Annotated in this window: 18 protein-coding genes; 13 read left to right on the forward strand and 5 right to left on the reverse strand. The window is 74.6% G+C overall.

Annotated features, from left to right (window positions below; genetic code table 11):
• The first annotated feature begins 88 nt into the window (after positions 1 to 88).
• The 4 genes from ACZ3IG_RS31575 to ACZ3IG_RS31590 all read left to right on the forward strand — a co-directional run bounded on the left by ACZ3IG_RS31575 (position 89) and on the right by ACZ3IG_RS31590 (position 6,216).
• Entirely contained in the window at positions 89 to 412 is a 324-nt protein-coding gene (locus ACZ3IG_RS31575; RefSeq protein ID WP_467436364.1) for a CU044_2847 family protein, read from the forward strand.
• 121 nt (positions 413 to 533) lie between these two features.
• Positions 534 to 2,366 carry a VMAP-C domain-containing protein gene (locus tag ACZ3IG_RS31580; protein ID WP_467436366.1) on the forward strand — a complete coding sequence of 611 codons (1,833 nt, stop codon included), beginning with the start codon at positions 534 to 536 and terminating at the stop codon, positions 2,364 to 2,366.
• Entirely contained in the window at positions 2,363 to 3,367 is a 1,005-nt protein-coding gene (locus ACZ3IG_RS31585; RefSeq protein WP_467436367.1) for an AAA family ATPase, read from the forward strand. Before ACZ3IG_RS31580 ends, ACZ3IG_RS31585 begins: the two co-directional genes overlap by 4 nt.
• The gene (locus tag ACZ3IG_RS31590) at positions 3,367 to 6,216 is read left to right on the forward strand and encodes an SAV_2336 N-terminal domain-related protein (protein WP_467436369.1); all 2,850 of its coding nucleotides are present in this window, start codon (positions 3,367 to 3,369) and stop codon (positions 6,214 to 6,216) included. Before ACZ3IG_RS31585 ends, ACZ3IG_RS31590 begins: the two co-directional genes overlap by 1 nt.
• 51 nt (positions 6,217 to 6,267) lie before the next feature.
• On the opposite strand, the gene ACZ3IG_RS31595 is transcribed toward ACZ3IG_RS31590, so the two are convergent.
• Positions 6,268 to 7,566 (reverse strand): GNAT family N-acetyltransferase, encoded by a 1,299-nt coding sequence (locus tag ACZ3IG_RS31595; RefSeq protein ID WP_467436509.1) that lies wholly within the window; start codon positions 7,564 to 7,566, stop codon positions 6,268 to 6,270.
• 191 nt (positions 7,567 to 7,757) lie between these two features.
• The gene (locus ACZ3IG_RS31600) at positions 7,758 to 9,338 is read right to left on the reverse strand and encodes an alkaline phosphatase D family protein (RefSeq protein WP_467436370.1); all 1,581 of its coding nucleotides are present in this window, start codon (positions 9,336 to 9,338) and stop codon (positions 7,758 to 7,760) included.
• 271 nt (positions 9,339 to 9,609) lie between these two features.
• Between ACZ3IG_RS31600 and ACZ3IG_RS31605 the strand changes: the two genes are divergently transcribed.
• The 9 genes from ACZ3IG_RS31605 (at position 9,610) to ACZ3IG_RS31645 (ending at position 18,575) form a co-directional block, all read left to right on the forward strand.
• Complete coding sequence (locus ACZ3IG_RS31605) at positions 9,610 to 10,158, forward strand: hypothetical protein (protein ID WP_467436372.1); 549 nt, start codon at positions 9,610 to 9,612, stop codon at positions 10,156 to 10,158.
• The gene (locus ACZ3IG_RS31610; protein ID WP_467436374.1) at positions 10,142 to 11,104 is read left to right on the forward strand and encodes a bifunctional lysylphosphatidylglycerol flippase/synthetase MprF; all 963 of its coding nucleotides are present in this window, start codon (positions 10,142 to 10,144) and stop codon (positions 11,102 to 11,104) included. Before ACZ3IG_RS31605 ends, ACZ3IG_RS31610 begins: the two co-directional genes overlap by 17 nt.
• 89 nt (positions 11,105 to 11,193) lie before the next feature.
• Positions 11,194 to 12,333 (forward strand): acyl-CoA dehydrogenase, encoded by a 1,140-nt coding sequence (locus tag ACZ3IG_RS31615; RefSeq protein ID WP_467436375.1) that lies wholly within the window; start codon positions 11,194 to 11,196, stop codon positions 12,331 to 12,333.
• A gap of 53 nt (positions 12,334 to 12,386) precedes the next feature.
• Positions 12,387 to 13,523, forward strand: coding sequence for an SDR family oxidoreductase (locus ACZ3IG_RS31620; protein ID WP_467436376.1), 1,137 nt, complete (start codon positions 12,387 to 12,389; stop codon positions 13,521 to 13,523).
• Entirely contained in the window at positions 13,520 to 14,809 is a 1,290-nt protein-coding gene (locus ACZ3IG_RS31625) for an aspartate aminotransferase family protein (protein WP_467436378.1), read from the forward strand. Before ACZ3IG_RS31620 ends, ACZ3IG_RS31625 begins: the two co-directional genes overlap by 4 nt.
• Before the next feature lie 45 nt (positions 14,810 to 14,854).
• Positions 14,855 to 15,322 (forward strand): aromatase/cyclase, encoded by a 468-nt coding sequence (locus tag ACZ3IG_RS31630; RefSeq protein ID WP_467436379.1) that lies wholly within the window; start codon positions 14,855 to 14,857, stop codon positions 15,320 to 15,322.
• Positions 15,315 to 15,899: a flavin reductase family protein gene (locus ACZ3IG_RS31635; RefSeq protein WP_467436381.1), complete on the forward strand. Its 585-nt coding sequence runs from the start codon at positions 15,315 to 15,317 to the stop codon at positions 15,897 to 15,899. Before ACZ3IG_RS31630 ends, ACZ3IG_RS31635 begins: the two co-directional genes overlap by 8 nt.
• 8 nt (positions 15,900 to 15,907) lie before the next feature.
• The gene (locus tag ACZ3IG_RS31640) at positions 15,908 to 17,272 is read left to right on the forward strand and encodes an NAD(P)/FAD-dependent oxidoreductase (RefSeq protein ID WP_467436382.1); all 1,365 of its coding nucleotides are present in this window, start codon (positions 15,908 to 15,910) and stop codon (positions 17,270 to 17,272) included.
• Positions 17,273 to 17,333: 61 nt separating this feature from the next.
• A complete protein-coding gene (locus ACZ3IG_RS31645) occupies positions 17,334 to 18,575 on the forward strand; it encodes a wax ester/triacylglycerol synthase domain-containing protein (RefSeq protein WP_467436383.1) in 1,242 nt (413 codons plus the stop codon).
• 1 nt (position 18,576) lies between these two features.
• Here the strand turns inward: ACZ3IG_RS31645 and ACZ3IG_RS31650 are convergent, their stop codons facing one another.
• The 3 genes from ACZ3IG_RS31650 to ACZ3IG_RS31660 form a co-directional block, all read right to left on the reverse strand.
• Entirely contained in the window at positions 18,577 to 19,452 is an 876-nt protein-coding gene (locus ACZ3IG_RS31650) for an SAM-dependent methyltransferase (RefSeq protein ID WP_467436385.1), read from the reverse strand.
• Positions 19,453 to 19,567: 115 nt separating this feature from the next.
• The gene (locus ACZ3IG_RS31655) at positions 19,568 to 21,139 is read right to left on the reverse strand and encodes an ABC1 kinase family protein (RefSeq protein ID WP_467436387.1); all 1,572 of its coding nucleotides are present in this window, start codon (positions 21,137 to 21,139) and stop codon (positions 19,568 to 19,570) included.
• Between the two features lie 136 nt (positions 21,140 to 21,275).
• A complete protein-coding gene (locus ACZ3IG_RS31660) occupies positions 21,276 to 21,998 on the reverse strand; it encodes a hypothetical protein (RefSeq protein WP_467436389.1) in 723 nt (240 codons plus the stop codon).
• Positions 21,999 to 22,054: the final 56 nt, after the last annotated feature.

Below are 22,054 nucleotides of genomic sequence, written 5' to 3' on the forward strand. Positions count from 1 at the left end.
AAGCCCTGCGCCCGCGTGCCGCCCGACGCTATGGTGTGAGGAGCGACGGACGACGCCCCGTGCGTGGTCGCGTGCGGACGGGGGGACGATGCGACAGCTGGTGGAAGTGCGACTGCCGGACGGCGACGTGGTCTGGGCCCATGTCGAACCGCCGTCGGGACCACAGGACTCGGGTCTCCTCGGCAGCGGCGTACAGGCGCTGCGGGGCTTCGACCACACCCTGCGGTCCGTGGCCGCCAACGTCCGCCGGGCCGTCGCGGACGCGGCCCCGGACGGGGTCAGCGTGGAGTTCGGAGTCGAACTGGCGGTGGGCAAGGAGGGCCTGGTCGCCGCCCTCGCCGGTACCAGCGGCAAGGCGGCGGTCAAGGTGACCCTGTCCTGGGACGGCGGGCCGCAGGCGCCCGGGACCTGAGCATGACGACGGTCACGCCGCCCGGCCCCGACCAGGGCGGCGAGAGCTGCGTCCGGACCGGAGAGCAGAGATGGCGGCTGCGGAACGACTGACCCACTGGGCACAGAAGTGCCTGGTCAGAGTGGACGGTTGGAGACCGGGCAGCGGCTTCTTCGCCGCTCCCGGCTACGTCGTCACCTGCGCGCACGTGGCCGGCTCGGAGGCCGGAGCCGCCGTCAAGGTGCAGTGGGGCACGGCCCAACTGGCCGGCAAGGTCGTCGCCGCCTCCCCGGCCCCCGAGCGGGGCGGCCTGTGGCCCTACCCGGACCTGGCGATCGTCCGGCTGACGGATCCGCCGGCCGGTCACCCCTGTGCCTGGCTGACCGACCGGTACCCGCTCGGCGGCAGCTCGCTGACGGCGGTCGGGTACTCCGACACGTACCGGACCGTGGCCGAGCCGCTCACCTCCACCTTCGCCTACCAGGGTGACCAGACGCTCGACGGCGGGCGCATGCTGCGGCTGAAACGGGACGAGGTCACCGGCGGCATGTCGGGAGGACCGGTCCTCGACCTGGCCGCCGGCGGGGTCTGCGCCGTGGTCAAGGCCACCCGCTTCCCCGACACCGACATGGGGGGCCTGGCGACCCCCGTCGGCGCGCTGCGCCTGCTGGAACCGGCGGCCTACCGCGCGCTGATCCGCGCACACGACCTGTTCCACGCCCGGGACCGCCGCTGGCCGGCCGGTCCGCCGTCGCCGGCCGCCGCGCCCTGGCCGGCCGGCCTTCCCCGACGGACCCAGTGCCACCTGTTCGGCATGCTCGCCTCCTCGCCCCCGCCCGCCCCCGAGGAGCTGACCGCCGGTTTCCACCGGGCCGCCGGCCGCTTCGCCGCCGCCCCCGACCTGCCCCTGCGCGAACACCGGGACGTGGTGACGGAGCTGGAGGCGCTGGTCGCCCAGGGGCCGGTGCCCCGGGCCGTGCGGTACGTGGCGGCCCTCGGCCGTGCGCACACCGGCGACCTCGGCGTCCGCCTGCGCACCTGGACCGAGCTGCTGAGCGGAATGCTCGCGTGCGACCCCGAGGACCTGGCCGAGCCGGACGAGCCGCACCCGTCGGCCCCGGCCGTACGGCGGTCGGTCATGGTCCGGGTGCGGCCCTCCGCCGTCGACCGGGACCGCTACCACCTGGCGATGTGGCGCTACGAGGGCCCGGACGCCGTCTTCCCGGCCGTCCCGGAGACCGACGCCCTGCCGCTCCAGGAGGTGCTCGATCTGGCGCGCGCACGCGTCCCCGGGGAACTCGCCCTGCTCGGACGCACCGGTGACGACAAGGCGATGGTGGAGTTCATCGTCCCCCAGCAACTCCTGGAGCAGGAGTACGACCAGTGGCGGCCGTGGTCCCGCCGCCCCTGGTCGCGCCTCGGCCGCAGACATCCCGTGATCGTCCGGGACCTGGAGCGGTTCGAGGACGAGGAACTGCATCCCCCGTGGCGCCGGCGATGGAGCCGCCTCACCGGCCGCACCCCGGAGCCGGCCCTGGCGTGCAACGGGCACCGGGGGGACCACGAGATGCTCGAAGGCTGGCTGGAGAGCCGTCCCGACCTCGCGGCCCTGGTGCTGGCCGGCTCGATCCGCCTGGCGCCCTCCACGGCCGCCCTGGAGGTGGCGCTGTCCTGCGGAGTGCCCGTGGTGCTGTGGCAGCGCTCCCGGGAGGACGACTGCGCCGGCGCCCCGCCCGGCCCCACCTCCTCCTTCGGGTGCCGTGCCCGGGAGCACTGCCCGTCCGCGCAGGGCTTCGCCGAACTGCGCCGGGCCCTCGGGCAGGCCCCGCCGGACCAGTGGCCCGACCGCATCCGGCAGCTGCGCAACGAGGCCGTGGCCGGCGAGGCGGACGAACAGCACGCCCAGCACCTGGTCCTGCTGTGGGACGACCCCGGACGGCAGCTTCCCGACGCACCCCTGCGCTACGCGAAATGAGGTCAGGCTCGGTGAACGACTGGATGATCTACCGGGGCGGCGAGGAGCCCCACGAGGGCGTGGCACGGCTGCCGGAACCCCCGCCCTGGCGCGCCTTCTACGACGACGAGCCGACCCCCTTCGACCGGGACGCCGACCACGGCCTGTCCCGGCGCTGGCCGCAGCGGGCCGCCGCCTACCGGCCCGACGAGCAGACGCTGGAGATGGTGAACACCGCCCTCTACCTGCGCCGTCCCCTGCTCGTCACCGGCGACCCGGGGGTGGGCAAGTCGAGCCTGGCGTACGCGGTCGCCCGTGAACTGCGCCTCGGTTCCGTCCTGCGCTGGCCGATCACCAGCCGCAGCACACTGAAGGACGGCCTGTACCGGTACGACGCGATCGGCCGCCTGGAAGAGGTCAACAGCGGCGCGGAGCCGGCCCCGGACCGCATCGGCCAGTATCTGCGGCTCGGCCCGCTCGGCACCGCCCTGGCCCCCTACGCACTGCCCCGGGTGCTGCTGGTCGACGAGATCGACAAGGGCGACCTCGACCTCCCCAACGACCTGCTGGACGTCTTCGAGGAGGGCACCTACGAGATCCCCGAACTCGCGCGCCTCGCCGACGTCGTCGACACCGTCGGCGTACGGCCCGCGGACGACGGCGCCCGGGTGCGGGTCACCGGCGGCCGGGTCCGCTGCCGGGCCTTCCCCTTCACCGTCCTCACCAGCAACGGGGAACGGGACTTCCCGCCCGCCTTCCTACGCCGCTGCGTACGCCTGCACCTTCCCGCGCCCGACGAGGAGCGGCTGCGCGCCATCGTCCACGCCCACCTCGGGCCGGACGCGGCCGGCCACGCGGAGGCGCTCATCGCGCGCTTCCTCGACCGGCGCGGCACGGGCGAACTCGCCACGGACCAGCTCCTCCAGGCCGTGTACCTCGCCCGGCACGCGGCCGGTACCACCGACGCCGGCCGCGAGCACGTCGCGGACCTGGTGCTTCAGTACCTCAACCGGGCCCACTGATGAGCGTCGGGAGGTTCCGGTCGGTCCTGACCTCGCTGGGCCTCGACCCCACCCCCCGGGAGCTGGCCGAGATCCTGTGGCTGGCGGCCCAGCTGCCCCCCGGCGCGGCCCCCGCCGCCGCGCCGGGGGACACCCGGCAGCCGCCCGAGCACCGCACCGCCGCTCCGTCCGGGCCGGAGACGGAGGACGCGGCGGTCACAAAGGCCCCGCCACGGGTTCCCGTCCACGCGGCGACGGTGCCCGGCACCGCCCCGGCACCGGACGCCCCGGCCGGCCGCCCGGTACGGCTGCCGGTCGGCTCGCCCGTGCCCGAGCTGCCCCTGCTGCGCACCCTGCGGCCGCTCAAACGCCTGGTGCCCTCCCGCGTCTTCAGCGAACTGGACGAGGAGGCGACCGCCGAGCGCGGCGCCCGCCACCTCGCCGCCCGCGGCCACGGCGGCCTGGTCCCCGTGGTGCGGCCGGCACCGGAACGCTGGCTCGACGTCGTCCTGGTCGTGGACAGTCACGCCACCAGCCGGATGCTGTGGGCCTCCCTCACCGACGACGTGCACCGGCTCCTCGTCCGGTCGGGGGCCTTCCGCCAGGTGCGCGTACGGTATCTGCACCTCGGCCCCGACGGGCCGCTCGGCGTGAGCGCCGAACCCGGCGCCGGGGCGGGGCCGTTGCGCGGCACGTCCGAACTCCGCGACCCCTCGGGCCGGCGCCTCGTGCTCGTCCTCACCGACGCGGTGGCTCCCGGCTGGGGCCACCCCCGCGTGCACGAGGCGGTCCGGCAGTGGGCCGCCGTCGGTCCGGTCGCGGTTCTCCAGGCGCTTCCGGAGCGGCTGTGGCCGCAGACCGCCCTCCCCACCGTCCCGGCCACCCTCCGCCGCGCGGAACGCTCCGCGGCCAACGCCGACCTGGTCTACACCGGACACCGCCGCCGCACCCGGGTCCTGCCGCCCGGCAGCACACCCGTCCCCGTCCTGGAACTGACCCCCCGGTGGTTCGCACCGTGGGCCCGGCTGGTGGCGGGGACGGGCGACGGCGGGGCCGATGCCGCCGTCCTGCTCCTGGGCGAGGCCGTCCGCGCGGGCCGCGCGCCCGACTCCCGGCCGCCGCGGCAGCGGCTCCGGGACTTCCAGGCCGTGGCGACGCCCGAGGCGTTCCGGCTGCTGACCTGCCTGGCGGCGGTGCCGCTGACCGTGTCCGTCATGCGCGTCGTCCAGGCCGCGATGCTGCCCGGCAGCGCTCCCTCGTTGCTGGCGGAGGTTCTCTTCAGCGGTCTCCTGGTGCCGAGCGGGCCGGACCGGGACGGTCCCGCCGAGGAGCGGCCCTACGACTTCCTCCCCGGGCTGCGCGCCGAACTCCTGGCGGGACTGCGCGCGCACGAGGTGGACACCGTCCTGCGGGAGACCTCGGGCCTCCTCGAACGCAGTGCCGCCGGCGCGCCGGGCCGGGTCACCGGCCTCGTCCCGGACGCCCGGGGCCACGCGGGCCTGCCGGAGGACGGCCTGCCCTGGGCCCGGCTCCGCGCGAACGTCCTGGCCCGCGCGGGACTGCCCGGCTCCGCCGAGCCCCGCGGCCCGTCCCGCCCGATCCCCACTCACCGGCCCGACCCGTCAGTCCCCTCAGTCCCGTCAGTCCCCTTAGTCCCGTCAGTCTCGTCAGCCCCGTCAGCAGCCCCGTCAGTCCCGTCTGACCTGTCTGACCCGTTCGCCCCTTCGGGCCGTCGGCTGTCCGGCCCCTACCGGCTGGGCCGGTACCTCACCTCGGCGGACTTCTCCGAGGTCTTCCTCGGCCTCGACGACCAGGGGCACGACGCGGCCGTGAAGGTCCCGCCGACCGACTCCGACGGACAGCAACTGGAGCTCTTCCGGGACCTGGTGGAGACCGAGGCCGAGGCGCTGCGGCGGATGGCGGGCACGTACGCGCCGCGGCTGCTCGGCGCCGGCCCCCGCGCGGACGAGCCGTGGCTCGCCATGGAACTGGTCCGGTCGGTGTCGGGACACCCGGCCCTGAACCTCAATCACCGCCCCTGGGCGGAGAACGGACGTCCCGACGACCCGGTCGCCCTGCTGTACCTCGTCCGCCGGCTGGCCGAGGCGCTGGACCGGGCGCACTCCCGCGGCGTCGTGCACGGCAACCTCTCGCCCCACGCCGTCCTCCTGGTGCCCGACAGCGTGGTCCTCATCAGCTGGATGTACGCACAGCACGACGGCCTGCCCCATCCCCACGCCCGGTACCGGCCGCCGCGCGAACGGTTCCTGCCGCCCGAGGGGTACTCCAGGAGACGGCCCCTCGACGCCTCCTTCGACATCTACGGTCTCGGCGCCATCGTCGCCCACGAGCTGCCCCGCCGCCGGCGCACACCGCCCGGCGACGCCGTCCCTGGACCGGGCGACCCGGAGCCGCGCCGGGTCCTCGGCCGGCTCCTCGGCCGCTGCCTGGCCGAGCAGCCGGACCTGCGTCCCACCGCGGTCGAACTGCTGGAGGAGATCGGTGCGCTGGGCCTCGGGACCGAGCCCCGCGACCCGGTCCCCGGGGACGAGGGGGCAGGGCGCCCCGGCCGCGCCGCAGACGCCTCGGAGACCGGCCGGGTGCGGGTGCCGTGGGACATGCCGCTCGGAAGCCCGGCCGCCCGCACCGAAGCGGCCCGGGACCACTGGAACGAGGGACGCCGCACGGTGGCGGTCACTCTCCTCCAGGCGCTGGTGGCCGATCTCTCACGGGAACGTGGACCCGGCCACCCCGCCACCCGCACCGCGGCGGACCTGCTGCGCTCATGGCAGGAGCAGGAGCAGGAGCAGGAGCAGGAGCAAGAGCAGGAGCGCCAGCCGTGGTGGCGCCGGTGGCTGCCGGGCGGCTGAGCGGCCACCGCGCCGGTGACCGCGCGCCGGTGACCGGGCGCCGGTCCGCCGCTACTCCCGCCCGATCCGCTCCCCGTACGGCCCCCGCGCCGCCACCGCCGCCGGGTCCAGGCGGGCCGTGATGACCAGGGTGCCCTCCTCGATCTGGTAGTCGAGGGGCAGGCCCAGGCCGCGCATGGTGGCGACCATGCCGGTGTTGGACGCCTGCGTCACGGCGTAGACGTGCTCGCAGCCGGTCTCGGCGGCCATCGTCACGAGCCGGCCGAGGAGTTCGGTGCCGATGCCCCGGCGCTGCCAGGCGTCCTCGACGAGCAGGGCGACCTCGGTCTCGTCGCCGTCCCACAGCAGGTGGCCGAGGCCCACGACGCGGCCCGAGGCGGTGCGCACGGCGAGGGTGCGGCCGTAGCGGGGGCTCAGGAGGTGGTTGAGGTAGCGGTCCGCGTCCCGGACCGGTCCGTGGTAGCGCAGTCCCAGGGTGCGGGCGGAGCACCGGTCGTGCATCGCCTTCGCCGCTGCCAGGTCGCCGGTGTCGGCGCGGCCGACGGTGATGTCGCCGCTCTCGGAGAGCGTCAGGCCGCCCTCGGTCAGGCTCAGTACGTCCTGGCCGCGCGGCACCCGGGGGCCGAGCCGGGCGTCCAGCTCGACCAGGGCCCGGGCCCGGGCGAACTCCGTCGGGGTGAACGGCAGATACGGCCGCTCGATGCTGATCAGGCCGCCCTCGGGGGCGCGCAGCCGCATCGCGGTCTCCTCCAGGACGCCCTCCACCGGTATGTCCTCGGGGCCGCCTCCGGCGCCGTGCGCCGTCGGGGCGGGCAGCGAGCGGATCGTGCAGCGGCCCAGCAACTGCCGCAGGGCGAGGGGGAGTTCCGCGGAGTCCGCGGCGGTACGGGTGGCCAGGCCCAAAACCCGGGTGGGGGCGTCGACCAGGTCGTGGGCGTCGGCACGCTCGCACCAGGTGGCGCTGCCGCCCGCGGCCGTCACCGCACCGCTCAGCTCGGACGCGGCCAGCGGGCCCGGCGCGCGCAGCAGGAACTCGTCCACCGTGCCGTCGGCCAGCGGGTGCGTCTGGAGGCTGAGGATGTCCACTCGCAGACCGGCGAGGGCGGTGCAGAGCGCGGCCAGCGAGCCCGGCTCGTCCCGCACCGTCGTCCGCATCCGCCACAGCGCGCTGTCCTCGGTCCCGGGCGCGGGGCCGGCACCGGCGTCGGCACCGGACGGCGGCCGGGCGCCGGTATCGTCCGTCGGCGGTGCGTGACCGTGGCGTCGTGTCCAGTGTGTCCACAGGTTCGCCACCGCTTTCCGGCGGGGCGCGGGACGGTTCTGCTCGGTGTGGTGTGCCGCGTGCGACATGTCTCGACTCATGCAGCCACTGTGAAGGAGCGGTGTTGCGTGATCACGAACGCCTTGTGTCCGATGGGTAAAGAGTGCTTTTGCCCTGTTTTTGCGGGCCGCTCTCTTGCCTCTGCTTCGCTTGTCGGGGTCGCGCACCGGGGGATGACTCCAGTGCGCGACACCCTTACAGCGTACGGGAGTTGCTGGGGCTACTGGCCCACGCGCCCCGGCTGGAGCACCTTCGTGAACAGTACGGTGCCGTCCTGCTCGCGCAGCCGCACCGTCATCTCCGCGCTGTCGCCGTCGATGTCGACCTCGCCGAAGAACTGGTAGCCCTCGGCGGGCGAGACGTTCGACGCGGCCGGCGCCTTCACGAAGACCCGCTCCGGGCCGAAGGTGCCGTCCAGCGCGCTGGCCGGGAACGCGCCCGCGTTCAGCGGTCCGGAGACGAACTCCCAGAACGGCTGGAAGTCGGTGAACGCGGCCTTCGACGGCTGGTAGTGCTGGGCGGAGGTGTGGTGCACGTCGGCGGTCAGCCAGACCGTGCCGGTGATCCGCCGGTGCTTGATGAACCGGAGCAGCTCCGCGATCTGCAGCTCACGGCCGAGCGGGGCGCCCGGGTCGCCCTGCGCGATCGCCTCGAAGTTGGCCTTGCCCTCGGTGCCGTCGGACACCACCAGGCCGATCGGCATGTCGGCCGCGATCACCTTCCACACCGCCCGCGACCGGGACAGCTCCCGCTTGAGCCACTCCAGCTGCTCGCGGCCCAGGATGCCCTGCGGGTCGGTGGTCTGGTCGTCGGGGGAGTTGGCGTTGCGGTAGGTCCGCATGTCCAGGACGAACACGTCAAGGAGCGGTCCCTGGCGCAGCACCCGGTGGACGCGGCCCTCGCGGGCGCCCGGCTTCAGGGTGGAGATGGGGAAGTACTCGGAGAACGCGCGCCGCGCCCGCGCTGCCAGGACGTCCGCGTCCCGGACCGTGTACGCGCTGTCCGTGATGACCTGGCCCGGGTACCAGTTGTTGCGCACCTCGTGGTCGTCCCACTGGATGATCGACGGGACCTGGGCGTTGAACCGCCGCAGGTTGTCGTCGAGCAGGTTGTAGCGGAAGGCGCCGCGGAACTCGTTCAGCGTCTCGGCCACCTTGGACTTCTCCTCGGTGGTGATGTTCCGGTAGGTGCCGCCGTCGGGCAGGGCCTGTGTGGACGCTATGGGCCCGTCGGCGTAGATGTTGTCGCCGCTGCACAGGAAGAAGTCCGGGTCCAGCCTGCCCATGGTGTCGTAGATGCGGTAGCCGCCGATGTCCGGGTTGATGCCCCAGCCCTGCCCCGCCTGGTCGCCGGACCACACGAAGCGCACCCCGTCGCGGCGGCTGCCGGAGGCGGTCCGGAAGGTGCCGGTGACCGGCTCGCCGGTGCGGCGCGGGTCGTCCGGGTCGGCCAGCAGCACCCGGTAGTGGATCTGCTCACCGGCGGGCAGCCCGCTCAGCCGGGTGGTGCCGGTGAAGTCGGTGCCGGAGCCCAGCAGCGGGCCCCGCCATCTGCGCGGGTTGCGGAAGGACTCGGTCGCGGACGTCTCCACGATCATGCGGGCCGGCCGGTCGGACCGTACCCAGACCAGGCCCGAGTGCGCGGTCACGTCTCCCGCCTGCACACCCCAGCCGGCGCCCGGCCGCCCGGAGCGGGCGAAGGCCGGTGCCGCGCCGAGGGCGGTGGGCAGGGTGAGCGCCGCCGTGGCGGCGAGGGAACCGCGCAGCACGCTGCGACGGCCGGGAAGCGGACGGTGTGACATGGATGCGGCCTCCAGGCGAAGGGGACGTGAGCCGGCCGGCGGGCACCGGCCGGTCGGCACGTCACACCTACTGGGGGGCGAAGGCGCGCACACGAACCCCAAGTGAACAACCGCCGCACGCGCACCGGGCCCGTGGCCCAAGTCGCCATTGCCGTATGAGGGGTTGGGTCCGGCGAGGCGTAAACAGAAGTGACAGACCACAGCGAGGGGGCAGGCTGATGCCGGGCCCCGGAATCCGTACGCCCCGGCTACGCGCAATCCTGGAGCGCCCGTGGACGCCAAGAACCGGTTCGAGACGAAAACCACCTTCGCCCTCTCCCGACTCGAATGGCTGGCCTTTCTGGCAGTCTCGCTCGTTCTCGCCTTCCAGCACCGCACGGACATCAGATGGGGCGTGTTCGTGCTGCTGTTCGCGGTGATCGACGTGATCGGCTACCTGCCCGGGGCGATCGCCTGCCGGCGCAGCCCCGACGGGCGGATCGCACGCGGCTACTACGTCGCCTACAACACGATGCACAGCCTGGTCACCGCGGGTGCCGTCGCCGGGGCCTGGGCGCTGTTCGTCCGGCCCGAGTGGGCCCTGCTCGCCCTGCCGATCCACCTGATGGGCGACCGCGCCCTTTTCGGGAACTCGCTGAAACCCTTCGGCGTCGCCTTCGAACCGGCCGTCGATCCGGATTTCGCGCGATTCGAGAAACGGTATCGCCCGGTGTTCCCCGGCCATCCGTCCGAACCCACATCCGAATCTGCGTCCGAATCATCGTCCGCATCCTCGTCCGTTTCCTCGTCCGTGGAGGGCACGCATGCCGTCCGTGCTTGACACCCTCGCCGCGCACAGTGACAACCCGAGTTCCTTCCTCGCCCTCAACAGCGGGAACGAGTATTTCCACGACGACCGGTTCGACGGCACCTGCGCCTATCGGGTCTCGGGGCGTTACGTCCTCCAGTTCGGCGGTCCCTTCACGGCGGAGGAACACCGGGCCCCGCTGCTGGCCGCCTTCGTGGCGCACGCCGGACGGCGCCTGGTCGCCGTCCAGCTGCAGCGGGCGGACGCCGAGCTGTACGCGGCGCACGGCTTCACGGTCAACCAGATCGGGGCCTCCTACGCTGTCGACCTCTCCCGCTTCACGCTGCGCGGCTCGCGGTTCGTACGGCTGCGGAACAAGATCTCCCGGGCCCGCCGCGCGGGCCTGGAGGTCGTCGAGGTCCGGGCCGGCGACGACTGCGCCGAACTGGACCTGATCGACGGGAGCTGGCTGCGGCAGAAGGGCCGGCGCGGGAAGGAGCTGCGGTTCCTCGTCGGCCAGCGCACCGGCGGTCTGCAGCGCCACCGCCGGCTCTTCGCCGGCCGCGTCGACGGCGAGGCGGTCGGCTACATCAACTACTCCCCGGTCTACGGCAGCCGCCCCGGCTGGCTGCACGACCTCAGCAGACGGCGGCCGGACGCGCCGCCCGGCGTGATGGAGGCGCTCAACGCCACCGTCATGGAACGGCTGGTCGCCGAGGGCGCCGGCTGGCTCCACTTCGGCTTCACCCCGTTCACCGGACTGGACCCCCGGCACGAACTGCCGGGCGCGGGGCGCCTGTTCACCCGCTTCGCGCACTGGATGGCGGAGCACGGCGAGGCCGTCTACCCGGCCGCCTCCCAGCTGGAGTACAAGCAGAAGTGGGCCCCGCACGAGGTCCTCCCGGAGTACATCGCCTTCCTCGGCCGGCCCCGTCCCGGCGCGGTCTGGCAACTGCTGCGCGCCACCAACGCCGTCTGAGCCGCGTCCGCCGATCCCGGAACGGCCCCGGAACGATCCCGGAACGGCCCTGGAACGATCCCGGAACGACCCTGGAGGACCGCACATCTATGCGATTCCTGGAACGTGAACGCACCACCCTCGCCAAACTGCTCCCCGGCCTCGACCCGGCGCTGCGCGAGATCCCGCTGACGGAGCTGGAGCGGCCCGGCAGTCCGGGCATCCGGCTGTTCCGGAACGGCGGCGGCCCCGGACTGCTGGTCCCGGAGTCCCACCAGGGGCGCGGCGCCACCGCGCTCGACGCGCTGCGCGTCCAGCGGGCCATCGGCAGCCGCTCACCCTCGCTGGCCGTGGCGACCACCATGCACCACTTCTCCATGGCCACGCTGGTCGGCCTCGGCGGTCTCGGCGACGGCCTGGAGTGGACGCTCGTCGAGGGCGTCGCCGCCGGCAACCGGATCATCGCCTCCGGGTTCGCCGAGGGCCGCAGCGGCGCCGGCATCCTGGACCCGTCGATGACCGCCGAGGTCACCGGGGACGGCATCCGGATCAATGGCGTCAAACGCCCGTGCAGCCTGGCCCGCTCGATGGACGTCCTCACCGCCAGCGTCCTGATCCCGCGCGAGGACGGACAGGGCGACGAACTCGCCGTCGCGCTGGTGCCCGCCGAGAGCGAGGGCCTGTCCGTCGGCGGCTTCTGGTCCAGCACCTTCCTGGCCGGCGCCGAGAGCGAACAGGTCACCCTCACCGACGTCCTCGTCCCGCCCGACCTCGTGCTGCGCACCGGCACCGCCAGCGCCTCCGGCGACCGCCTGGACGAACTCCAGACCGCGGGGCTCGTCTGGTTCCAGGTGCTGATGACCGGCAGCTACCTGGGCGTGGCCGGCGCGCTGGTGGAGCGGGTGCTGCTCAACGACCGCATCCCCGAGCACGAACGGGTCCGCCTGTACGTCGAGACCGAGGCCGCGGCGGCCACCGCCGAGGGCGTCGCCCGCCGGGTGGACTCCGGAGACCTGAGCGAGTCCGCGCTCGCCCAGGCGCTCTGCGCCCGCTACGGCGTCCAGGACGCCCTCGGCCGGATCGTCCCGCGCGCGGTCGAACTGCTCGGTGGCCTCAACTTCATGACCTCCGACGAGGTGGGGTACCTGGCCGCCACCGCCAACGGCCTCTCCCTGCACCCGCCGTCCCGTACCCGGATGACCGGTCCGTTCGCCGCGTACCTCGCGGACGGTCCGCTGACGATCGCCTGACCGGCGGTCGGACGCACGAGAGCCCCCCGAGACAGCCGACCCTGGAGCCGACCATGCCGCGAGACCTCCCGCGTCCCACAGCACCGCCCACGCCCGGCCCCGCCGCCCTCCGCCCCGCCCCCCGTTCCGCCGCCCGCCCCACCCTGCTGCTCACCGGCGGCTCCGGGGTGCTCGGCCGGGCCCTGATCGACGAACTCGCCCCCGACCACGACCTGCTCTGCCTGCGCCACAGCCGGCCCCTGGGCGATCCGCGGGTCCGCGAGATCGAGGGCGACCTGCTCGCCCCGCGCCTGGGGCTCACCCCCCGCGCCTGGTACGAACTCGCCCTCCGCGTCGACGTGGTGGTCCACTCGGCCGCCGCCACCAACTGGCACGTCCCGCCCGAGGAGATCGCCCGCACCAACACCGTCGGCACGGACACCGTGCTCGACCTCGCCGCCCGCGCCGACGCGCCGCTCTACCTGGTCAGCACCGCGTTCGTCGCCAACACGCCGTCCGACGAGGACCGGGAGCGCTTCCCGGGCGCCGCCGCCTACCTCGACTCCAAGGTCCGCGCCGAACAGCTGGCGCGCGACTCCGGCGTCCCCGGCGCCATCGTCCGCCCCTCGGTCGTCATGGGCGACTCCGCCACCGGCCGGATCGCCGGACAGCAGGGCCTGACCAAGACGATCGGCGCGATGGTCCTCGGCCAGGTGCCGGTGCTGCCCGGCGCCCCCGAGGCACGGATCGACATGGTGCCGCAGGACTACGTCTCCCGCGCCATCGGCGGCCTCGTCCGCGGCGGCGTCGGCAGCGGCGAGTACTGGCTCACCGCCGGCAAGGAGGCGGTCGAACTGCGGGAGATCGCCGACATCTGCGCCGACTTCGCCGTCCGCGTCGGACTGCCCCGGCCGCCGCGCCCCCGGCTGATCCCGGTCGAGGCGGTGCACCGGCTGCTGCTGCCGATGCTGGAGGGAACCTCCCTGTCCGGCTCGGTCCGCCAGCGCTTCCGGTACTACGCGGAACTCCTGCTGGTCTTCCAGAGCGAACTGCCCTTCGACAGCTCCCTCGGCGAACCCCACTGCGGCACCCGCCCGACCCACGCCGACATCCGCACCGCACTCGTCCGCAACCTGGAGAGCTGGTCCCAGGACCGGCCCGCCGCGCGGCGCCGCCCCGCCGCGCAGACCCCCACGGAGGTGGCGTCATGACCGTATCGCCCCCGGCGCCCGGCACCGCGCCCGCCGTCCCCCCCGCGGACACCGACGAGGACGTCGTCGCCCTGTACCTCAAACACATCGGCTCCGGCCGCGCCGTCATGGGCCGGGTCATGGGCGGCATGGCCGAGGTCCGCTCCGAGGGCCCCTGGATCCACGCCGACGACGGCCGCCGCTTCCTGAACTTCGGCGGCTACGGCGTCTTCCTGCTCGGCCACCGCCACCCCGCCGTCGTCGAGGCCGTCCACCGGCAGATCGACACCCACCCGCTGGCCAGCCGGGTCTTCCTGGAACCCGTCGCCGCCCGCGCGGCCCGCGCCCTCGCCGCCCACACCCCGCCCGGACTCGACCACGTCCACTTCGTCAACTCCGGCGCCGAGGCCACTGAGGCCGCCCTCAAGCTCGCCCGCGCGAACGGCCGCACCTCGGTCGTCACCACCCGCAAGGGCTTCCACGGCAAGACCCTCGGCGCCCTCAGCGTCACCGCCAACGACACCTACCAGTCCCCGTTCCAGCCGCTGCTCCCCGACGTCACCCAGGTCGCCTACGACGACGCCGCCGACCTCGAACAGGCCCTGGCCGCCCGCCGCGACACCGCCTGCGTCGTCGTCGAACCCGTCCAGGGCGAGGGCGGCGTCCGCATCCCGCGCCCCGGCTACCTCACCCGCGTCGCGGAACTGTGCCGGACCTACGGCGCCCTCCTCGTCGTCGACGAGATCCAGACCGGCATGGGCCGGCTGGGCACCTGGTGGGGCGTCGACGCCGAGCAGGTCCGCCCGGACATCATGCTGGTCGGCAAGGGCCTCAGCGGCGGTGTCGTGCCCGTCGCCGCGATGGTCGCCACCGCCGAGGCGTACGGCCCGTTCAGCCGCGACCCCTACCTGCACACCTCCACCTTCGGCGCCTCGCCGATCGCCTGCGCCGCCGCCCTCGCCACCGTGACCGCGATGGAACGGGAACACACCGTGGCCCGCGCGGACGCCCTGGGCGTACGCCTCCTGGCCGGCGTACGCGAGGTGTGCGCCCCCTACCAGGACGGCAGGGTGCGCGAGGTGCGCGGCCGGGGCCTGCTGATCGGCATCGAGTTCGCCGAGGAACAGGCGGTCGGTGAACTCCTGCTGGAGATGATCGCCCGCGGCGTCCTCGTCAACCACTCCCTCAACTCCACCCGGGTGCTGCGCCTGACCCCGCCCGCCGTGGTGGACGACACCGCGCTCGACCTGTTCCTCACCACCTTCGCCGACGCCCTCGGCAGCACCTTCGCCCGGATGGCCGGGTGACCACCACCGCAGCAGTCCGGAAAGACGGGAAGGACCCCACCCCCCATGCCCCACGTGGTACTGCACGCGCTCACCGACACGGTGGACCCCGCCGAGGCCTACCGCCGCATCAGCGACTTCCGCCGCTACCCCGACTTCACCGACACCGTCCGCGAGGTGAGCGTGGAGCCGCCGCTGCCCGACGGCTCCACGCTCTCCGACTGGACCGTCCTGTTCCGCGGCGGCCTGATGCGCTGGCGGGAGCGCGACACCTACGCCCCGGACACCCACAGCCTCGCCTTCGAGCAGATCACCGGTGACTTCCAGAGCTTCTCGGGAAGCTGGCGCTGCGAGCCGCACGGCCCCGGCACGCGCGTCGTCTTCACCGCCTCCTTCGACCTGGGCATCCCCACCCTCGCCGAGATCCTCGACCCGGTCGCCGCCTCCACCCTGCGCCATCTCATCGGCGAGATCGTCAAGGGCCTGCTCGGGGCGGAGGTGACCGATGAGAGCGCCGACACCTCCCGTGACTGACCGGGCGGCCCCGCTCCCGTCCCCGCCCCCGTCCCCGTTCCCGTTCCCGCCCGACGCGGAGCCGCTGTGCGAGGAACCGGGCCCCGGCGCCGCCCGCTGCCTGGGGCTGTACGCCAAGCTGGCCGCCGGGGTCACCGTGGTGACCGCGCGCGGCGAGGACGGGCCACTGGGCATGACCGTCTCCGCCGTCACCTCGCTCTCCGCCCGCCCCCCGCTGCTCCTGGCCTGTCTGCGCGACGGCTCCCGCACCCTCGCCGCCGTCCGCGCCCGCCGCGCCTTCGCCGTGCACCTGCTGCGCGAGGAACAGCGGGAACTGGCCGGCCGGTTCGCGTCCCCGACCACCACGGCCGCCGAACGGTTCGCGGGCACCGGCACCCGGCAGGTGCTCGGCGTGCCCGTACTGGCCGGCGCGCTCGCCTGGTCGGTGTGCCTGACCGAGGACGTACGCCGCTACGGCGACCACCACCTCGTCGTCGGCCGGGTCGCGGCCGTGCACGTGGGCGGCGGCCGGCCGCTGCTGTGGCACGACCGCCGGTTCGGGGCCCTGACCGAACCGGCGCCGGACGACACCGCATGAACGAGCCCATGAACGAGCCCCCGGCCGGCACCCCGGCGGGCCGGTACCGGACGTCCGGGCCCCCGGCCGGCACCCCCTGCTGGGACCCGGCCGAACTGCCGCCGCAGTTCCCGCTGCACGGTGTGGTCACCGCGGACGTGGCCGTGGTCGGCGCGGGCCTCGCCGGGCTGTCCTGCGCCTACCACCTCGCCGAACGCGCCCCCGGCCTGGACATCGCCGTGGTCGACGCGCACGGCCCGGCCGCCGGGGCCAGCGGCCGGGGCACCGGCCTGCTCGGCCCCCGCGCCGGCCCGGCCGTCGACCGCGCGGTGCGCCGGTTCGGACCGGACACCGCGCGCCGGATGCACCAGGCCAGCGTCCGCGCGGTCCGCGACGTCCTCGACCTGTGCGCCCGGCTCGACGTGCCCCGCGGACCGCTGCCCGGCGAGCAGATCATGGCCGCCCGCTCACCGGCCGGCCTCGCGGCACTCGCCCGCCAGGCCCGCGCCTGCCGGCGGATCGGACTGGACGTCCCCGTCCTGTCCGCCGCCGGCATCCGCGACCGGGTCGGCGTCCCCTACCCCGCCGGACTGCTGCACCGCCCCGCCGCCACCCTCGACCCGGCCGCCCTGACCGGCGCCCTGGCCCGTGCCTGCGCCGCCAAGGGCGTCCGGTTCTACGGCGACAGCCCGCTGCTGACCGTCCGCCCCGGCGAACTGGTCGGCCCCGAACTGGTCTTCCCGCACGGCCGCCTCTACGCCGGCCAGGCCGTCCTCGCGGTCAACTCCGCCGCCCGGTCGGTGGGCCTGCCGGTCGGCACCGTCCTCCCGCTGGAGGTGTACGCCGTCGCCACCGCGCCGCTGAGCACATCCGCGTACGAGGCACTGGGCGGGAGCGCGGGGTACGCCGTGGTCGACGCCGTGCCGATGGCGCCGTACTACCGGCTGCTCCCCGACCGCGGTGTGGTGGCCGGCGGCGGCACCGTGACCGTCCCCAACGGGCTCGGCGCACCCCGGCTGCGGGCGGCGGGGGAACGCGCCTGGGCCTGGCTGGAGGGGTGGCTGCGCTCCCTCCACCCCGAACTGGCCCGGGTCCGCGTCACCCACCGCTGGTCCGGCCGGATCGGCATGACCGGCGACGACCTGCCGGTGGTCGGGCCGGTCGACGGCTTCCCCGACGTCTGGTACATCGGCGGCTGCGGCGGACACGGCCTCGCCCTGTCCGTCGCGCACGGCGCGCACGTGGCCGCCGCCCTGCTCGGCGACCCGGACCCCGGCGAACCGCTGCCCTGGCACCGCTCCCGGGCCCCCCGTCTGCCGGTGCGCGGCCCCCTGCGCAGCCTGCTGCGCGCCTACGTCGACACACGCGGCCGCCTCACGCGCCGCTCGTGCTGAGGGCCGCCCCGAAACGGCAGGCTGATTCCCGTACCCCACCGAAAGGTTGATGATGCGACCGATGCGTTCCGGCCGAGGCACCGACGGCCCCCTGCCCCCCACCCTGCCCCTGGGGACAGTGGACCTCGCCTACCGCCTGGCCGCGCGCGGACGCCCGCTGCCCCTGCCGTTCGTGTTCGCCTTCGACGGCCCCGCGCCCTCGCTGGACTCGGTCCGCGCCCGCGTCGCCGAGCGCGCCCCGCGCATCCCCGCGCTCAACTACCGCCCCGCCGCGAGCGGCAGGGTGTTCCGGCGGACCGGCGGCCTCGCGGTCGAGCGGCACGTACGGGAACTGCGGCTGCCCGACGACACCGACGGCACCGCGACCGGGCGGCTGCTCCTGTCGCGGCCCATGACCACCGGCGACGGGCCGCTGTGGGAGGTGTGGCTGGTGCACGGCGCGGCGGGCGGCCACGCCCTGTGCTACCGCACCGACCACACCGTCCAGGACGGCGTGGGCGCCGTCCACGCCGCCCGCGCCCTGCTCGACGACCGTTCCGGCGCCCAGCCCGCCGAGCGGCCCGGCGCCCGCCCGGTGCCGAGCGGTCTCGCCGGCGTCCTCGGCGACGTCGCGGCCGGTTTCGGCGCCCCCACCCCCAAGCCGGGCTTCGACGGGCCGGTCGGCGGACGCAACGGCGTCTGCCACGCCACCGCCCCGCTGGCCCGGCTGCGCACCCTCGGCCGGGCCCACGGCGCCACCGTCAACGACGTGTACCTCGGGGCCCTCGCGCACGCCGTCCGCGCCTGGCACCTGAAGGCCACCGGCACGGTCCACCCGCCGCTGCCGGTGGCGGTGCCGATGTCGGTGCGGGCACCGGGGGAGGAGCACGCCCCCGGCAACCGGATGGTCACCGCCCGGCTGCTGCTGCCCTGCGACGAGCCCACGCCGGTGGGTGCGGTCCGCCGGGTGGCGGCGCGCACCCGGCGCCTGAAGGAGAGCCGCCGACGGGACGCCTTCCGGGTGCTGCTGGCCGCGACCCCCAGGGCGGTCGGCGCCCGGATCGGCCTGCGCCTGGTCAACGGCTCGGTCGTGGCCGGCCCCGCCAGCAGCGTCGGCTTCGGCGCCCCGCTGCGCCACCAGGGGGCGCAGTCGCGGTGGGCGGCCGTCTACTCCGGGCTGGCCTCCGGCATCCGCTGCCTGGTGACCCTGACCAGCCAGCACGACACCGCCTGCCTGACCGTCGTGCACGACGAGAACCTGCCCACCGCCGACCAACTGCCCGACCTGTGGCTCTCGTCGCTGCTCGAACTGGAGCGGACGTGACTCACTTCGGCGCGGCGAGCGTACCGGTGGTCAGGAAGACCGTCTGCGCGGCGGCCTCACCGAGCAGCGGCAGATACGGGGACAGCCGCCGCACCGCGTAGGGCAGGGTGAACAGGTCCGCCACCGCCGCCTCCCAGCCGTGCCCCGCCCACCAGCGCTCCGGCTCGGTGAGCTGCCACTGCCAGGCGATCCCGGTGGTGGCCAGCGCCTCCTGGAACGGTGCCGCGAACGAGGAGGCGGCGGCCTCGGCGTTGACGCACTCCGCGCCGAAGACCGAACCCGGCGCGGAGAGTTCCGTCAGGGTGGTGACCACGGACTCCGCGTCGCCGGGCGGCAGGTGGTAGAGGAGTGTCTCGGCCAGCCAGGCGGTGGGCCGCCCGGGGTCGAAGCCCGCGGCGACCAGGTCCTCGGCCCACGCCCCGGTGGGATCCACGCCCACGGTGCCGCGCCGGCCGCAGGAGGGCGGGGCCGAGTCGAGCACCTGCTCCTTGAAGGCCAGCAGCGCCGGGTCCTCCACCTCGAAGACGTGCACGCCGCGCGGCCAGTCCAGCCGGAACGCCCGGGTGTCCAGACCGGCGCCCAGCAGCACCACCTGGCGGCATCCCGAACGGGCGGAGGTCAGCAGGTGCTCGTCGAAGAAGCGGCTGCGCACCACGGCCCAGTCGGGCAGCAGCCGCTGCAACGGACCGTCGCCCGGCGGTCCGCCCGGCGGGAACCCGGCCGCCCGCAGGAAGTCACCGGCCCACGGATCACGGACGTACGGCGCCGCACGCCCGTACTCCGCGGCGTGGGCCGCCGCCGTCCACACGGCGACCTTGGACAGCCCCTCGGGCAGCGGCACACCTGCGGGGAGTGTGGGCGGTGCGGCGTCCGTCATGGATACCTCCGAATCGGTGGGTGTGATGGAACGGGCATACGAGACGGGCGTACGGAACAGGTGCCCGGAACAGGTGCCCGGGACGGGTGTACGGGCGGCAGGGAGCGGCCGGTGCTCAGCGGGAGTGGCTGCGGCCCAGCAGATAGGCCATCGCGCCCAGCGCCAGCAGGCCGCCGGAGGGACGGACGGGACGCTGGCCGCCCATCGCGGTGGGCGTCCGCGGCTCGTGCACGTTCAACGCGAACTGGCGGTTGGCGACGTCGGCGAGCACCCCGCGCACCTGCTCGGGGCTGGTGACCGCGGTGAGCAGCAGCTCCATCGAGTTGCGGGCGAACTGGTGGCGGCCGAGGAACTCCCGGCCCAGCGCGAGCAGGATGCGCGGCACCTCCCCCTGGAACACCTCCGGCAGGGTGATCTCGGGGGCCAGATGGCGCACCGACCCGTCCAGGTTGGCGAAGGACTTGCCGAGCAGTGACACCGCCGGCGGCGACCCGATGCCCCGCCGGGACGCCTTGGCCAGCACCGTGGTCAGCGCCATCCCGAAGTTCATCTCCTCCAGGGAGAGATGGGAGACCTTGGGCACGAAAGCGGCCATGTCCGCGGCGAACGCGGGCATGTTGGCCCAGGAGGTCATCCGGCCCATCTCCGCCCAGTGCTGGGCGAGCCCCGCACCGTCGTTCTGTGCCAGCGTCATGAACAGCGGCAGCAGCCGCAGGCTGGTACGGCGGTCCAGGCGGCCCACCATGCCCCAGTCGATCAGCGTCGCGGGCGCCCCGGGCGCGGCGAAGACGTTGCCCGCGTGCGGATCGGCGTGGAAGAAGCGGTGCACGAAGTACCCGTGGTACATGAAGCGCAGCAGGTCCTTGCCGATCTCGACGCGTTCGTCGTCGGCGAAGTGCGCCCGGTCGAGATGGCGCACCGAGACGCCGGCGGCCAGCGACTGGACCAGGACCTTCGGGCCGGCGTGCAGCACCCGGGGCACCTCCAGGGTGCGGAAGGCCCGTACGTGCTCGCGGGCCTCGTCCATGTTGCGGGCCTCGCCGGTGAAGTCCAGCTCCGGCTCCATCGCGTCGAAGACCGAGCCGAGCATCGCCTCGATGTCGATGACCTCGTTGAAGCGGGGCGCGACGCGGGCGACGATCCTGGCCGCCTTGCGCATCAGCGCCATGTCGGCGAGAACGCCCTCGCGGATGCCGGGCCGCTGGATCTTCACCACGGCCGGCCGGCCGCCGGGCAGCGTCACCCGGTAGACCTGGGCGAGGGAGGCGGCGCCGAGCGGTTTGACGGTGTCGATGTCGTCGAAGCGCAGCTTCCAGTCCGGGCCCAGGTCCTGCGCCAGGACCGGCTCGAACTCGGAGAACGGCTGGACGTCGACCTGGTCGTGCAGGTTCTGCAGTTCGTCACGGATGGACTGGGGGACCATGTCGGGCCGGGTGGAGAGCATCTGGCCCAGCTTCACGTAGAAGGGGCCGAGGCTCTCCAGGGCCTGGCGCACCGCCTTGGCGCGCCGTTGTTCGCCCCCGGCGGCGTCCTCCGGTGCCCCCTGAAGGGCCTCGGCGGACGACACCGGGGAGTGGGTGTCCCGCTTCCGGCGTCTGAGCCGGGTCGCCTGGCCGACCTCGTCGGCGACGAGACTCCCCAGAACCCTGACCACGAGACGCAGGCGGTCTCCGACGGCGGACGGCATGGTGCGTGTTCCTCCTCGATCGGCACGGTGGAGCGGCACGGCGGGATCGGCACGGTGGAGGCGACGACCGTCAACCGGGGGGTCTGGCGTGACCGGCGGAGCGGGACGGTGGTGCGGACGGTGGGGTGCGGTCGGGTCAGCGGTTGAGCGGATCACCGCCCCGGAAGCCCGGGAGCCCCGACGCCGCGGTCCCCGAGGCCGCGGTCCCCGTGACCGCGGTGGCCCCCGGGAGGTTCGTGGCCCCGGTGACGCCCTTGGCGACATCTCCCGCCGCCTTGGCCGCCCCGGTCGCCACGGAGGCCGCCTGACCGGCCGTCGAGGCCAGCTGGCTGACGGGGTTGTTCTGCAGGACCTGGACCAGCTGTGTGATCATCTGGCCCAGCTGGGTGAGCTGGCCGGGCAGCGAGGCCATCGACGACATCAGGTCGCCCGCGCCGGCGGCGGCCTGCCCGGCCCCGCCCGCCAGTTGCCCCAGTCCGGCGAGGGCGCCCAACGGGTTGGCGGCCTGGGCTCCGGCGAGTGCCGCGAGCGGATTCTGGGCAGCGCCCGCGACGCCGGTGAGCGCCGCCAAGGGGTTGTGCGCGCCGCCCGCGCTTCCGGTGAGCGCGGCGAGGGGATTCGGTACGGCGCCCGCGGCCCCGGTGAGCGCCGCCAGGGGGTTGTGCGCGCCGCCCGCCAGGGCGAGGGGGTTCGCCAGGGCGCCCAAGGCGCTCGCCGGCAGCCCGGCCAGCGCGTCGACAGGGTTGCCGGAGCGGCCCGGCTTGTCGTCCCGGTCGAGGAGGTCGTCGAACGCTTCCTTCCCGCTGTCGGCCATATCGCCGATGAGGTCCTTGATGATGTCCTGGATGCTCTTGGACATGAGAGGAGCTTCCTTTCCTTTTCCGCGGTGTACGCAGATGGGATGGCGGGCCCACG

The organism is Streptomyces sp. NPDC016677 (assembly GCF_055562815.1).